A 12,958-nucleotide genomic window follows, 5' to 3' on the forward strand; every position below is an offset into this window, starting at 1 on the left:
AACGCAGAATTAGATGAGGTTCCAGTCCTCGATGCCGTCGTAAAGCGGGAATTCCTGAGCGATCTTCGAAACACGAGCACGCAGGGAGTCAACATCCGCATTCTTGCCGGCGGCGAGAGCAGTACCGATGACATCGGCGACCTCAGTGAAGGCCTTCTCGTCGAGACCACGGGTGGCCAGCGCCGGAGTACCGATACGAAGTCCGGATGTAACCATCGGAGGACGCGGGTCAAACGGAACGGCATTACGGTTGACGGTAATGCCAACAGCGTGGAGCAGATCCTCGGCCTCCTGGCCGTTCATCTCAGAATTGCGCAGATCCGCCAGAACCAGGTGGACATCGGTGCCGCCAGTGAGAACATCGACGCCAGCCTCGGCGCAGTCGGAAGCGGTGAGACGCTCAGCCAGAATGCGGGCACCAGCGAGAGTGCGCTCCTGGCGCTCCTTGAACTCCTCGGTACCAGCAATCTTCAGCGCCACGGCCTTGCCGGCGATGGCGTGCATCAGCGGGCCACCCTGCTGCCCCGGGAAAACAGCGGAGTTCAGCTTCTTGGCGTACTCCTGCTTGGCCAAAATCATGCCCGAACGTGGACCACCGAGGGTTTTGTGAACGGTGGTCGACACAACGTCAGAATGCGGAACCGGCGACGGGTGCAGACCGGCGGCAACCAGGCCTGCGAAGTGCGCCATGTCCGTCCACAACTTCGCACCGACCTCATCGGCGATGGAACGGAAAGCTTCGAAGTCGAGGTGGCGCGGGTACGCCGACCAACCTGCGATGAGAACATCCGGCTTTTCTGCGAGCGCCTGCTCACGCACCTTGTCCATATCGATCCGCATAGTGTCCTTGTCCACACCGTATGCGGCGACGTGGTAGAGCTTGCCGGAGAAGTTCAGCTTCATGCCGTGGGTCAGGTGACCGCCGTGTGCCAGGTCGAGGCCCATAATCTTGTCACCGGCGTTGATTAGCGCATGCAGAACGGCAGCGTTGGCCTGCGCACCTGCGTGTGGCTGAACGTTGGCGAACTCAGCGCCGAAGAGCTCCTTGGCGCGGTTGCGTGCCATGTCCTCGACGACGTCGACGTATTCGCAGCCACCGTAGTAACGACGGCCCGGGTAGCCTTCGGCGTACTTGTTGGTCAGAACCGAGCCCTGAGCTTGCAGCACTGCACGTGGAACAAAGTTCTCACTGGCAATCATTTCGAGCATGTCACGCTGACGAGAGAGCTCCCCTGCCATTGCCTCTGCGAGGTCGGGATCGAGTTCACGCAGCGATTGGTAGCGGACATCGTTATTGTTAGACCCGGTCATGAGTAGGTTTTCGACCTTTCAATGAAACTTCAATGCCACAGGCCATGCTAGCCCTTTATGGGGTAAACCACGAAAGCAGCACCATTCAGGTATGCCCCCTTTATTGACTCGTTTTCCGGTTTTCGGCACCCCCTTGGCACAATTGGAAGTATGACGCGCGCAACATCCCCCAGCCCGTACGTCGAGTTCAAACGCGAGCAGTGGCGCGAAATGCGCAAGAATATGCCTCTGGTGCTGACGGAAGAGGAAGCTGAACGACTTTCCGGTATCGGTGAAAACATCGACCTGGACGAAGTCGCCGAGGTCTATCTTCCGCTTTCTCGTCTGATTCACATGCGTGTGGCGGCGCATCGGGAGCTGAACGCCGTAACGTCGAACTTTCTTGGGGAAAATCCTTCGAAGGGGGCGTCGGTGCCGTTTATTATCGGCGTCGCGGGTTCGGTGGCGGTCGGCAAGTCAACGACGGCGCGTTTGCTGCAGGTCCTGCTCGAGCGCTGGGAGACTAATCCGCGGGTGGACTTGGTTACTACTGATGGCTTCCTCTATCCTTCTGAGGAATTGAATCGCCGTGGGATTATGCAGCGCAAGGGGTATCCGGAGTCGTATGATCAGCGTGCGTTGATGCGGTTTGTCACGGCGGTGAAGTCGGGGGCGCGGCATGTGAAGGCGCCGGTGTATTCGCACACGCTCTATGACCGGGTGCCGGATGAGTTCGTCGATGTTGACCGTCCGGACATTCTCATTCTCGAGGGGCTCAACGTTTTGCAGACGGGCCCGACGCTGATGATTTCCGATCTTTTCGATTTCAGTGTCTACGTCGATGCCCCGCGCGCGGACATCGAGCGTTGGTACATCAGCCGTTTCCTCCGTCTCCGCCAGACAGCGTTTCGCGCTCCGGGCGCGCACTTCGCGGATTATGCCACGCTTGACGACGAAGCTGCGGCCGAGGTAGCCCGACGCATTTGGCAGCAGGTGAACTTGCCGAACCTTACGGAAAATATTTTGCCCACTCGAGTGCGTGCGTCATTAGTTCTTACGAAGTCTCGGGACCACAAGGTTTCGAGGGTCCGGATGCGCAAACTCTAACATCCGGAAATTTTTCCGGATGTAGGGAGGTTATTTGCCGAAGCGGCGTGAGCGCTGCGAAAAGTCTCGAAGTGCGCGGAGGAAGTCGATGCGGCGGAATTCGGGCCAGTAGGTATCGGTGAACCAAATCTCGGAGTAGGCGGTTTGCCAGAGGAGGAAGCCGCTGAGCCGCTGTTCTCCGGAAGTGCGGATGACTAGATCGGGGTCCGGTTGTCCGGATGTGTAGAGGCGGCGAGAAATGGCATCGGTGGTGATGCGCTCCTCAAGCTCGGAAGCATCGATTCCCTCGGCGACTGATTCCCGGATGATTCTGCGTACTGCGTCGACGATTTCCTGCCGGCCGCCGTAGCCAACGGCGATGTTGACCTGGATGCCGGTGTTGTTCGCGGTGACTTCTTCGTCGTGACGCAGCCGGGCGGTCATTCTTTCCGGAAGGAGCTCGAGGTGGCCGACCATGCGCAGGCGCACGTCGTTAGGCGATTGCGCCAATTCGTCGACGACGTCGGCGATGATGTCGAACAGTAATTCCAGCTCTTCGGGGTCTCGCCCGAGGTTTTCGGTGGAGAGCAGGTAGATGGTGACCAGCTCGATTTCCTGCTCGGCGCACCAGCCGACGAATTCTGCGATTTTGCGGGAGCCGACGCGGTGGCCGTGGCTGACGTCGGTGAATCCAGCCTCCCTCGCCCAGCGGCGGTTGCCATCGGCCATGATGGCAACGTGCTTGGGGCGAGGTTTTCCTTCTAGCTCTTGGGCTAGTTTGCGCTCGTAGAGCGGATAGGCGATCCGCCGGAGTGAGGACGGCTGGTTTTCTTTCACATATGTAACCCTACCCAATGGGCACGGCCACTTTGTGCTTAGTCGCGTGCCTGCCGACGCTTCCGAACTTCTGCCGCAAGCGTACGCAGCAGCCGGTCGGTGGTTTCCCAATCCATGCACGCATCGGTGACGGACTTGCCGTATACGAGGCCCTTACGACCATCGGTAATTTTTTGCGCGCCGGCTTCGAGGAAGGACTCCATCATGATGCCGGTGATGCGCTCGTCGCCGCCCCCGATGAGCTTGCCGAGCTCCTCAACGACCTCGGCCTGGCGCACCTCGGATTTTCCGGAATTGGCGTGGGAGGCATCCACCATGATGCTGACGGTTTGCTCGGCCTTGTTCAGGCGCGCTTCGGCGTCGTTAAGCGATTCTTCGTCCCAGTTCGGGCCGGAGGTGCCACCGCGGAGGATGATGTGGCAGTTGTGGTTGCCGGCGGTTTCGACAACGGCGGCGCGGCCTTGGTCGTTCATGCCGAAGAAGAAGTGCGGGTTTGCTGCGGAGACCAGCGAGTCCACGGCGACCTGGACGTTGCCGTCGGTGCCGTTCTTGAAGCCGATGGGCATGGAAAGTCCGGAAGCGAGCTGGCGGTGGACCTGCGACTCCGTGGTGCGCGCACCAATCGCACCCCAGGAGACGGCGTCGGCGATGTACTGCGGGCTGTTGGGCTCGAGGAATTCAGCGCCGGCGGGCAGGCCGGTGCGCAGGACCTCGATGAGCACTTCGCGGGCCATGTGCAGGCCCTTGTTGATTTTGAAGGAGCTATCCAGGTCGGGGTCGTTGATGAGTCCCTTCCAGCCGACGGTGGTGCGCGGCTTTTCGAAGTAGACGCGCATGACGACCAGCAGGTCCTCGTCGAGCTCATCGGCGGTGGCCTTCAGGCGGCGGGCGTAGTCGATGGCGGCCTCGGGGTCGTGGATGGAGCACGGGCCGACAACGACCAGCAGGCGATTGTCCTCGCGGGCGATGACGCGGGCGATGTCGAGTCGCGACTGCTCTACCTCGTTAACCAGGTTTGGGGTCAGTGGCTGTTTGGCCATGACCTCTTCTGGGGAGGGCAGGTCGTGGAAGGCTACGACGCGGCGGTTCGCGGTCGAGGCGGGGGCTTCGAGGGAAGTTGGAGGGGTCATCTGAGGTCTCTTTTCTCTGGGTGATTAGTTGCGCATTTTGGCTGTAGGTACGACAAAAGGCAGCGCCCCGATTGGTTGGGGCTGCTGCCTTTGGCTCCGGTTGGTGGCGACGTGACGATTAGCCGCCGGCTGTGACTATGTCGTCACTGCCTCCGGAGCCTTCGAAAAATAAAATCGCCACATACGCATGTGCTTGACTGTAGCGCACTGCCTAGAATCCCGCAATTCGAACTCCAAATCCCGCCACACGGGAAACAATCAGGGGTGCGCGCAACTGCCCGTCGTCAAGCGACGCGCACACACCTTGACGCTGACTACTCCGCTTCACGACGCTGCTCTGCTGCAGCCATCGCCTTATCCACAGCCTCGGAATCGAAGGGATCCATGTCGTGCGCCTCGGCGAACTTCCGGCGAGCGGCCATGCGCTTCGCGCGCCGCGAGAGATCCCAGCCGAGAGCCAGGATGACGATGAGCAAAACGACAATGATGAGCAGGCCAACAGGAGAGGCCTTTCCGAAGTCAGCACCCCGCGGACCAGTGGGGTTCTGCGCCAGGAAAATTGTCGTGCGAGCCGCCAAGGCATCGAAGCTTTCAATCATGAGTTCCAGCTTAGCGTTAATTCCGGACTATTCCGCGTCGGGGTCGATACCGGCGAAGAGATCGGTCTCTGGCAGCTCGGTCTGCACTCGAGTGCGGGCAAGCTCAAACTCTTCGGTCGGCCAAACGCGCTGCTGAATGTCTACCGGCACGGCGAAGAATGGCCCGTTCGGATCGATCTGCGTAGCGTGCGCCAGCAGCGCCTGATCCCGCTGCTGGAAGTAATCGCCGCACTCAACCTGCGTGGTCACGCGGGTCATGATGTCGCCGGGAGTCTTAGTCCAACGGCGGAAGGACTCGGCCAGCGGGCTTTCCAAACCGTTGTCGCGATAGTAGTTGTCCAGCGCGATGAGACGCGCCTTGATGAAACCGTGGGTGTAGTAGAGCTTGGAAATTTCCCATGGTTCACCGAGCTCGGGGTACTTATCCGTTCCAGACTCCAGCCAAGCGCGCATGGACACGATATGGGTCATGATGTGGTCCGGGTGCGGGTAGCCACCGTTTTCGTCGTAAGTAATGACGACGTGCGGACGAAACTCGCGAATTGCCCGAATGAGAGGCTTGGTCGCATCCTCGACCGATTGGCGAGCAAACACTCCGTGCGACAGCACCGGCACCGGGTTGCCCGCAGGCAGACCGGAGTCGGTAAAGCCGAGCCACTCATGTTCAACGCCGAGGATCTCAGCGGCTGCAGCCATTTCGTGAACGCGCACCGCGGCGATATTCTCCCGCACCTCCGGCCGATCCATCGCCGGGTTGAGAATGCTACCGGCCTCACCGCCGGTGCAGGTCACCACTTTGACGCGATGCCCTTCCGCCGCATATCGGGCCATTGTTGCGGCGCCCTTGCTCGATTCGTCATCAGGATGAGCGTGAATTGCCATCAGACGAAGTGTCAATTGAAGTCACTCCCGCTACTATCTCAGTCCATGTTTTCTGGCCAAGGCCGGAGCCCTTCGACCGCAACGATGCTACTCCAGCACCGTTTCAATACCGCCCCACTATAGCGCTGCACCATCATATGACCACGCAGCATCGCTACTCGGTGGAACGACATAGCAGCAGGACACCGCGCCACACCAGAAAGATTGTTTAACTGTCAACATTTTACCACGTCGACCGAGAACTCCGATAGGCTAAAAAGCATGGCTGAAAGTTCGGAGCGAAACACCCGAAATACCGCAGCGCCGAAGCGAGAGCGCGAGCGCTATGGGGACAACAGTCGCACTCTCCCCGCAAAATTGGTTGTCATCGCTATTGTTGGCATGCTCGTCATCGCCGGCGCATACATCTTCGTTCAGATGAACCGCGTCTCCGCCCCGGATGTCTCTGCAACGCAAGCGGGCTGGAGCCGCACTCCAGGTAAGGAAGATGAGCAGTTCATCTTCACGCTGGACGTCACCCGCGAAAAGCCGGAGCTGGATAGCTACTGCATTATCTATGCGCTGAACTATGACGTGGCAGAGGTCGGGCGTCGCGACGTATTCATCCCGGGCGGCGGCCCCGCTACCGTGCGGATGGACGTCCCCATTGCCACCCGCGAGCTGGCCGTCGCAGGCGATGTCTATGGCTGCTCCACCGACATTCCGGAGTTCCTCGCACCTGCGAAGTAATCTCCCTTCGCGACTGAGGATCATGCGCTGCGGGGGCACGTCGTAAAGCGTGCGCGACAACACTCCGACGCGCCTGTTATTGCCATGTGGCGTGACAGTGCTATCCTGTGACGCAGCCGACGGCCCCACGCGGGGCCGCTTTTGTATTAAATAGCCAAAAACACAGGAGGAACCATGACTGAGGCAAAGAACAATAGCCCATGGCTCACCCAGGAGTCCTACGACAAGCTCAAGGCCGAGCTTGAGGCGCTATATGAAAACCGCCCGGTCATCGCCGCCGAGATTAACGAGCGTCGCGAAGAGGGCGACTTGAAGGAAAACGCCGGCTACGATGCCGCCCGCGAGCAGCAGGGACAGGAAGAGGCACGCATCCGCTACCTCGAAGACCTGCTGCAGCGCGCCACCGTCGGCGAGATTCCACAGGAGTCCGGTGTGGCTCTGGTCGGCACCGTGGTCCACGTCTACTACGACGGCGACGAAGACGACACCGAGACCTTCCTCATCGGTACCCGTGGCGCTGACTCCTCCAACCCGAACCTGGAGACCTACTCCACCGATTCCCCGCTGGGCAAGGCTCTGGTCGGCGCTAAGGAGGGCGAGACCCGCACTTACGCTTCCCCGAGCGGCGACGAAGTGTCTGTCACTGTGGTCAAGGCTGAGCCGTACGACCCGGAGATGGACGCCTAAGCGCTCCCGGCGTTAGACCGCCTCAACCCAGGCGGCAACTTCGGGCCACAGTGCCCGATTCTTGGACCGATAGAAGCCCATATGGCCTATCGGTCCATTTTTTGTGCCCTCTCCCGCTTCGATATCGCGCTTTACGACGTCACACTGCACAGCCCTATCGGTCAATACGTCGACTGCCAACAACAAAGCGCCGGCCAACCCGTAATAACGGGCTACCCGGCGCTTGTGCGTTAGTTAGTTTTCTAGCGTTTAGTCCCTGAAGTAGGACAGCAGACGCAGAATCTCGGTGTAGAGCCAGACCAGGGTCACAGCCAGACCGAGGGCGACACCCCAGGCGTACTGAGCCGGAGCGCCAGCGCGAACCAGGCGATCAGCCTGATCGAAGTCAATCAGGAAGCTGAAGGCTGCCAGGCCGATGCAGACCAGAGAGAAGATGATCGACAGCATGCCGCCGTCACGCAGCGGGAAGCCCAGGCCGAACAGGGAGAGCACCAGGTTGCCCAGCATGAGGACCAGGACACCAATCAGAGCCGCACTCATAAAACGGGTGAACTTCGGGGTCACGCGGATAGCGCCCGACTTGTAGACGAAGAGCATACCGATGAAGACACCCAGGGTAGCCAGCACGGCCTGCATAATCAGCGCACCAGCGGCAACGCCCTGAATTGGAGCAGTGAACATGAAGCTGATGCCACCGACGAAGAGGCCCTCGAAGGCCGCGTAGGTGAGGGTAACCGGCGCGGAGCCGTACTTCTTGCCGAAGGTGGAAACCAAAACAGTAATCAGACCACCGATGGCGCCGACAATGGTCAGAATCATGGCCAGGCTGGTGGAGACACTGACGGCAATGAAGAAATTGACCGCAGCCAAAACGATGATGGTTGCCAGCGTGATGCCGGTCTTGGAAACGACATCGTCGACCGTCATCGGACGGTAGTCGGCGGCAACCTGCGACTGGTACGGGTTATCCCCGTAGCCAGCGCCCATCTGACCTTGGCCGTAGTGATGTGCGCCCGCCTGTCCGCGGGCGACGGTCTTAGTAAGTGAACTGAATGCAGGATTGCTGCTTTCGCGCACGTCGTCCTTCTTTCTTTTCTCAGTTTTTCTTACGTTTTGTATTCAGGCACACGCGCTTACGTTTGCCTACACTTTCTACAACGGGCGATGTAAAGGTATTGTTCCCAACCCTGAAAAACAGTTAGTATCAAGGTAATTCCTCGCCTGCTGGCGGTGATTTTGTAATCGCGGAAAAACTCACAGTCGCCAGGCGTGGGCACCACATGAGTGATTATGAAACAGGAGGTTGGTCAAGATGTCTGATGGCCTTGACTACGATCCGGATACCACTGGTGATTTCGACGAGACCACGCTCGATGGCTCAGAGGGACTCGATGGCGACTTCCTCACCGGTGATGGCGAGAATTATGTAATGGATCCGCCGGACCGCTGGCGGGGCGCTTCTCCGCATGACACTCTCGGCAAGCGGTTGGCCGAGGAAAAGCCGGACATCGACGTCGACGACGATCTGGATGATGACCCGGAGATGCGCTACGGCGATGTCGACGGCCACGAACCGTTCGAGTTCGGCAACGATGGCCCGCGCGACCCGGACCGCAACCGTCGGATGGGCTGGACTACTTACTAAAGTTTTCTAAGTTTTTGTAGTTTTGCCAAATTTACTATCTCGGGGCGCCGCGCAACAGTAGTATCTGTGCCATGACAGCATCTACTGCTACGACAAACCGAACTACCATCCGCAATCCGCTTAACGACGAGCTCGTTGCCCGCCTTCTTCAGCGCGTCACGGTAGCTGATAAGTCGAAGACCGCCACTATCTCGGCGCCATTTACCGGCCAGGAGCTGGCGCAGATTCCTGTCGGTACCCAGGCCGATGTCGACGAGGCCTTCAAGCGTGCCCGTGCGGCGCAGAAGAAGTGGGCCCGCATGGCACCGGAAAAGCGCGGCGAAGTGCTGCACCACTTCCACGACCTGCTCTTTACCCACTGCGACCAGGTGCTGGACCTGCTGCAGGCCGAGACCGGCAAGAACCGCGCCAGTGCCCACGAGGAGCTCGTACACACCGCTATCACCGCCCGCTACTACGGCAATCAGGGCCCGAAACTGCTTGAGCCGAAGCGAGCACACGGTGCTGTCCCAGTACTTTCCAAGACCACCGTCTACCACCACCCAAAGGGCGTCGTCGGTGTTATTGCTCCGTGGAATTACCCACTGACTCTCGCGGTTTCCGACGCGCTGGCTGCACTGATGGCTGGTAACGCCATCGTGCTCAAGCCGGACAGCACCACTCCGTTTACCGCTCTCTTCGCTGTCGATTTGCTCTACCGCGCTGGTCTTCCGGAGGATCTCTTCCAGGTCATTCCAGGCCCAGGTCGCGTTGTCGGCCAGGGCATTGTCGGCCAGTGCGACTTCCTGATGTTCACCGGCTCCTCCGAGACCGGCCGCTCGCTGGCACAGCAGTGCGGCGAGCGCCTGATCAGTTTCTCCGCGGAGCTCGGCGGCAAGAACCCGCTGATTGTCGCCGAAGATGCCAACATCAACCGCGCGGTCGAGGGCGCACGCATTGGCTGCTTCACCAACTCCGGTCACCTGTGCGTGTCCATTGAGCGAATCTATGTCGTGGACTCCGTCTGGGACGAGTTCGTCCCGGCATTCACCGACCGCGTGAAGGCAATGTCCATCGGCGCTGGCTACGAGTGGGAAACCGAGATGGGCTGCCTGCAGTCTCAGGGCCAGTTCGACATCGTCAAGTCCATGGTCGACGAGGCCATCGAGGCCGGCGCCACCGTGCTGGCCGGCGGTCGTCCTCGCCCGGATCTGGGACCGCTGTTCTACGAGCCGACCGTGCTTACCGACGTCCCGGAGGGCGTCGCCCTGCTGACCGAAGAGGTATTCGGCCCGGTGGTAGTCCTCCAGCGTGTCTCGGACGTCCATGAGGCTATCGCCAAGTCCAACGATTCCCGTTATGGCCTCAACGCTTCGCTGTGGACCTCCCCGCGTCGCGCAAAGGAGCTGGCTCCACAGCTTGAGGCCGGTACCGTCAATGTCAACGATGGTTTTGCTGCGGCCTTCGCGTCTGTCGATGCCCCGATGGGTGGTTTCAAGGATTCGGGTGTGGGCCGTCGTCAAGCAGCGGGCGGCCTGCTGAAGTACACCGATGAGCAGACGGTGACCGTGCAGCGTCTTTCCCCGGTGTCGATGCCGCAGATGCCGCGTGAGCTGTACTCGAAGGTGTTCAACACGGCACTTGTCCTCGGCAAGAAGTTCAACGTCCTGCCGTAATCCGCATGTAGCGCGCACAAATAGCAAAAGGCCAGGTCAGAAAACTCTCTGACCTGGCCTTTTGGTGCCCCCAGTGGGACTCGAACCCACACTGAAAGGATTTTAAGTCCTCTGCCTCTGCCAATTGGGCTATAGGGGCCCCTAAGAAAGATTAATGGGCGATATGGGTGTCTACCAAACTCGCCACAATTCCGTCGAGGATATCCTTCTCGCTGATGTAGAAAAAGCGCTGCTCTTCCTTGGCTGCCTCGGAAAGTGGCAGCGCCTCAAACATGTCCATCAGACCGTCAACAATGATGGAACCACCGGCGAAGACATCCGCGCGTTTCGGGTGCATGACCGGATTCGCAGCAAGGGATTCCGCATCGGTCTCGACGACGGATGCTGTCAACGCACGCAACGCCGCAAAGCGCAGCTGCGACAGGTGGATTGCCTCCGGGTCGTAGGTTTCTAGGCCCTGTGCCAGCGCCGACAGGGTGGTGAAGGTCCCGGCGCAGCCGACGATGGTGCGAGCCTTGTCGACAGGCACCTTCGCAATAATCTCGTCGGCCAGTTCCGCAACATACGAACGCGCCTCCTGGACCTGCTCCGCCGTCGGCGGCGAGGCCTGCAGGAACCGTTCGGTCAAGCGCACACTGCCCATAGCCACGGAATCAGAGCCGGCTACCGTACCATCGTGGTCACCGACAATAACCTCGGTGGAGCCGCCGCCGACGTCGATTACGCAATACGGACCCAGCTCGGGCTCCAAGTCATCGACTGCCCCGCGGAAGGACAGCGCGGCTTCCTCGTCGCCGGAAATAACCTCGGCCTCTGCACCCCACGGAGCGAGAATCTCGCGGGTCATGGCGAAGAAATCGTCGCGGTTGCTTGCGTCGCGCGTCGCCGATGTCGCCACCATTCGGACTGCTTGCACTTTTTCGACTTGCATAAGCTCTGCATACTTCGTCAGAGCCTCCCGCACGCGCTCCAGTGCCTCCGGGGCCAGCATGCCAGTGGCATCCACGCCCTGGCCAAGGCGGACGATTTCCATCAGTCGGTGCAGTTCTGTGATTTCGAGAACTCCATCGACAACCTCGACCCGGCTGATAAGCAGGCGAAGCGAATTAGTGCCGCAGTCGACGGCAGCGAGGGTCGTCATTTATCCCTCCACCCCCGGATACGCAATACCGAGCTCGGCAATCGTGGGCCAATCTGCGGGAATCGCGGTGCCGCGCAGCTTCTCGTTCTCCGCCGCCAGCGCCACCGACTCAGTACCCAGTCGGAAGTGATTCGGCCCCTTGGCCAGCGCGTAGGCAATAAGAACGTGGAGGCACTTCACGCGCGTCGGCATGCCGCCACCGGAGAAGTCCGTGCCCAGGTCTTCCATCTCATTGCGCTCTGCCAGAAACGCCTCGTGCGCGCGCTGGTAATCGGCGGCGAGCTCTTCGTCGCTTTCCAGACGCGCGGTCATTTCTTTCATCACGCCGGTCGTCTCCAACCGAGAGGCCTCGGCGGTGAGTCGCGGATCAGTTAGGTAAAAGAGCGTGGGAAACGGAGTGCCATCGTCCAAGCGCGGCTTCGTCTTGACCACACCAGGAGTGCCGTCGGGGCTGCGGTAAGAGATGTCCACTACACCGCGCGGTTCACGTCCGAGCTGCTCCGCTATCACTTCCAAATCTGCGGTATCCACAGACATCGGTCACACTCCTTTTGCTTCCGTTTTTACTGACACATAATCTCACAGTCGCCTTACAAGCGCGTTGCTTCGCTTTACGACGGCACACTCCGCCGCGCATGCAACCTCACCGAGAGGCCCCAGGTAGCCCTACGGAGGTTTAGGACTCCGGTACCGTCGGCAAGCTCTCTGGCCTCGTTGCCTGATCGCGCCCCGGATTAGGGCGAGTCTCTTCGGGTTCGGGCGGGATGGAAATGGAATCCCACAGCGTCTCGTACCACTTCTTGGCCTGGTGCTGCGGAATTTCCTCCGGCTGCGTCACAGGCTGTTCGCCCACGGCCGGATCGAGGATACGGAATGGGGTCTCCCCCGGCTCTACCAGCCCCAGGCGCAGACGTGCCTGCTCCTTAACATAGGCGGGGTTGGAGTACAGCTCCTTTTCATCCTCTAACTGCTTAATTCGCTGTTCCATGCGAGCAATATTGTCCTGCGTTGCGGCTACATCCGCCTGCTGTTGTGCAAAAGTCCGCAGCGGAATTGCGAGAACAGATACTAAGAAAAGCACCAGCAGACCAATACCGATCTTCTGTGCCGTGCTCAGCGAGCGCATTCCCGATGCGATTGCCGCTGCCGAACGCTGCCCCGCCCCTGCAGGGCGCGACTGTGTTCCGCGGCGAGATCGGTCCGATGCACTCATGCCCCACACTCTACCCGACCGCCAGCCGATGAAATAACAAAAACCCGCCCACAACCACGTGCGT

At 60.0% G+C, this 12,958-nt stretch carries 14 protein-coding genes, 1 tRNA gene and 1 pseudogene; 5 read left to right on the forward strand and 11 right to left on the reverse strand.

Features of this window, described 5'->3' with window-relative positions; genetic code table 11:
• Positions 1–9 precede the first annotated feature (9 nt).
• Complete coding sequence (locus EGX79_08460; protein ID AYX82212.1) at positions 10–1,311, reverse strand: serine hydroxymethyltransferase; 1,302 nt, start codon at positions 1,309–1,311, stop codon at positions 10–12.
• A 150-nt stretch (positions 1,312–1,461) separates the two neighbouring features.
• On the opposite strand from EGX79_08460, the gene EGX79_08465 reads away from it, so the two are divergent.
• A complete protein-coding gene (locus tag EGX79_08465) occupies positions 1,462–2,397 on the forward strand; it encodes a type I pantothenate kinase (protein ID AYX82213.1) in 936 nt (311 codons plus the stop codon).
• Positions 2,398–2,427: 30 nt separating this feature from the next.
• On the opposite strand, the gene EGX79_08470 is transcribed toward EGX79_08465, so the two are convergent.
• The 4 genes from EGX79_08470 to mca all read right to left on the reverse strand — a co-directional run bounded on the left by EGX79_08470 (position 2,428) and on the right by mca (position 5,824).
• Positions 2,428–3,213, reverse strand: coding sequence for an isoprenyl transferase (locus tag EGX79_08470; GenBank protein ID AYX82214.1), 786 nt, complete (start codon positions 3,211–3,213; stop codon positions 2,428–2,430).
• Positions 3,214–3,251: 38 nt separating this feature from the next.
• On the reverse strand, positions 3,252–4,343 hold the full coding sequence (locus EGX79_08475) for a 3-deoxy-7-phosphoheptulonate synthase (protein ID AYX82215.1): 1,092 nt from the start codon (positions 4,341–4,343) through the stop codon (positions 3,252–3,254).
• A 314-nt stretch (positions 4,344–4,657) separates the two neighbouring features.
• Positions 4,658–4,942: a hypothetical protein gene (locus EGX79_08480; protein ID AYX82216.1), complete on the reverse strand. Its 285-nt coding sequence runs from the start codon at positions 4,940–4,942 to the stop codon at positions 4,658–4,660.
• Positions 4,943–4,969: 27 nt separating this feature from the next.
• Complete coding sequence (mca, locus tag EGX79_08485) at positions 4,970–5,824, reverse strand: mycothiol conjugate amidase Mca (protein ID AYX82217.1); 855 nt, start codon at positions 5,822–5,824, stop codon at positions 4,970–4,972.
• A 261-nt stretch (positions 5,825–6,085) separates the two neighbouring features.
• Between mca and EGX79_08490 the strand changes: the two genes are divergently transcribed.
• Both EGX79_08490 and greA read left to right on the forward strand, forming a co-directional pair.
• Positions 6,086–6,553 (forward strand): DUF4307 domain-containing protein, encoded by a 468-nt coding sequence (locus EGX79_08490; GenBank protein ID AYX82218.1) that lies wholly within the window; start codon positions 6,086–6,088, stop codon positions 6,551–6,553.
• A 174-nt stretch (positions 6,554–6,727) separates the two neighbouring features.
• Positions 6,728–7,240 carry a transcription elongation factor GreA gene (gene greA / locus EGX79_08495; GenBank protein ID AYX82219.1) on the forward strand — a complete coding sequence of 171 codons (513 nt, stop codon included), beginning with the start codon at positions 6,728–6,730 and terminating at the stop codon, positions 7,238–7,240.
• Positions 7,241–7,252: 12 nt separating this feature from the next.
• Here greA and EGX79_08500 read toward each other — a convergent pair.
• Positions 7,253–7,417: pseudogene (locus tag EGX79_08500) on the reverse strand (phosphoheptose isomerase).
• 72 nt (positions 7,418–7,489) lie between these two features.
• Positions 7,490–8,317 (reverse strand): hypothetical protein, encoded by an 828-nt coding sequence (locus EGX79_08505; GenBank protein AYX82220.1) that lies wholly within the window; start codon positions 8,315–8,317, stop codon positions 7,490–7,492.
• Between the two features lie 235 nt (positions 8,318–8,552).
• On the opposite strand from EGX79_08505, the gene EGX79_08510 reads away from it, so the two are divergent.
• Together EGX79_08510 and EGX79_08515 are read left to right on the forward strand one after the other, a co-directional pair.
• Positions 8,553–8,885, forward strand: coding sequence for a hypothetical protein (locus EGX79_08510; GenBank protein AYX82221.1), 333 nt, complete (start codon positions 8,553–8,555; stop codon positions 8,883–8,885).
• 71 nt (positions 8,886–8,956) lie between these two features.
• Entirely contained in the window at positions 8,957–10,540 is a 1,584-nt protein-coding gene (locus tag EGX79_08515; GenBank protein ID AYX82222.1) for a succinate-semialdehyde dehydrogenase (NADP(+)), read from the forward strand.
• 62 nt (positions 10,541–10,602) lie between these two features.
• On the opposite strand, the gene EGX79_08520 is transcribed toward EGX79_08515, so the two are convergent.
• The 4 genes from EGX79_08520 to EGX79_08535 all read right to left on the reverse strand — a co-directional run bounded on the left by EGX79_08520 (position 10,603) and on the right by EGX79_08535 (position 12,894).
• Positions 10,603–10,679, reverse strand: a tRNA-Leu gene (locus EGX79_08520).
• A 12-nt stretch (positions 10,680–10,691) separates the two neighbouring features.
• Positions 10,692–11,681 (reverse strand): Ppx/GppA family phosphatase, encoded by a 990-nt coding sequence (locus EGX79_08525; protein AYX82223.1) that lies wholly within the window; start codon positions 11,679–11,681, stop codon positions 10,692–10,694.
• The gene (locus tag EGX79_08530) at positions 11,682–12,218 is read right to left on the reverse strand and encodes a DUF501 domain-containing protein (protein AYX82224.1); all 537 of its coding nucleotides are present in this window, start codon (positions 12,216–12,218) and stop codon (positions 11,682–11,684) included.
• Positions 12,219–12,357: 139 nt separating this feature from the next.
• The gene (locus EGX79_08535; GenBank protein ID AYX82225.1) at positions 12,358–12,894 is read right to left on the reverse strand and encodes a septum formation initiator; all 537 of its coding nucleotides are present in this window, start codon (positions 12,892–12,894) and stop codon (positions 12,358–12,360) included.
• Positions 12,895–12,958 lie beyond the last annotated feature (64 nt).

Origin of the sequence: Corynebacterium jeikeium, from assembly GCA_003955985.1 — a bacterium.
GTDB lineage: Bacteria > Actinomycetota > Actinomycetes > Mycobacteriales > Mycobacteriaceae > Corynebacterium > Corynebacterium jeikeium_D.

What these genes read in the sequence shown, in the direction of transcription:
- EGX79_08460 (AYX82212.1), bottom strand. Translation starts at nt 1,311, where the DNA reads ATGACCGGGTCTAACAATAACGATGTCCGCTACCAATCGCTGCGTGAA.
- greA (AYX82219.1), top strand. Translation starts at nt 6,728, where the DNA reads ATGACTGAGGCAAAGAACAATAGCCCATGGCTCACCCAGGAGTCCTAC.
- EGX79_08465 (AYX82213.1), top strand. Translation starts at nt 1,462, where the DNA reads ATGACGCGCGCAACATCCCCCAGCCCGTACGTCGAGTTCAAACGCGAG.
- EGX79_08530 (AYX82224.1), bottom strand. Translation starts at nt 12,218, where the DNA reads ATGTCTGTGGATACCGCAGATTTGGAAGTGATAGCGGAGCAGCTCGGA.
- EGX79_08475 (AYX82215.1), bottom strand. Translation starts at nt 4,343, where the DNA reads ATGACCCCTCCAACTTCCCTCGAAGCCCCCGCCTCGACCGCGAACCGC.
- EGX79_08510 (AYX82221.1), top strand. Translation starts at nt 8,553, where the DNA reads ATGTCTGATGGCCTTGACTACGATCCGGATACCACTGGTGATTTCGAC.
- EGX79_08535 (AYX82225.1), bottom strand. Translation starts at nt 12,894, where the DNA reads ATGAGTGCATCGGACCGATCTCGCCGCGGAACACAGTCGCGCCCTGCA.
- EGX79_08515 (AYX82222.1), top strand. Translation starts at nt 8,957, where the DNA reads ATGACAGCATCTACTGCTACGACAAACCGAACTACCATCCGCAATCCG.
- EGX79_08480 (AYX82216.1), bottom strand. Translation starts at nt 4,942, where the DNA reads ATGATTGAAAGCTTCGATGCCTTGGCGGCTCGCACGACAATTTTCCTG.
- mca (AYX82217.1), bottom strand. Translation starts at nt 5,824, where the DNA reads ATGGCAATTCACGCTCATCCTGATGACGAATCGAGCAAGGGCGCCGCA.
- EGX79_08525 (AYX82223.1), bottom strand. Translation starts at nt 11,681, where the DNA reads ATGACGACCCTCGCTGCCGTCGACTGCGGCACTAATTCGCTTCGCCTG.
- EGX79_08490 (AYX82218.1), top strand. Translation starts at nt 6,086, where the DNA reads ATGGCTGAAAGTTCGGAGCGAAACACCCGAAATACCGCAGCGCCGAAG.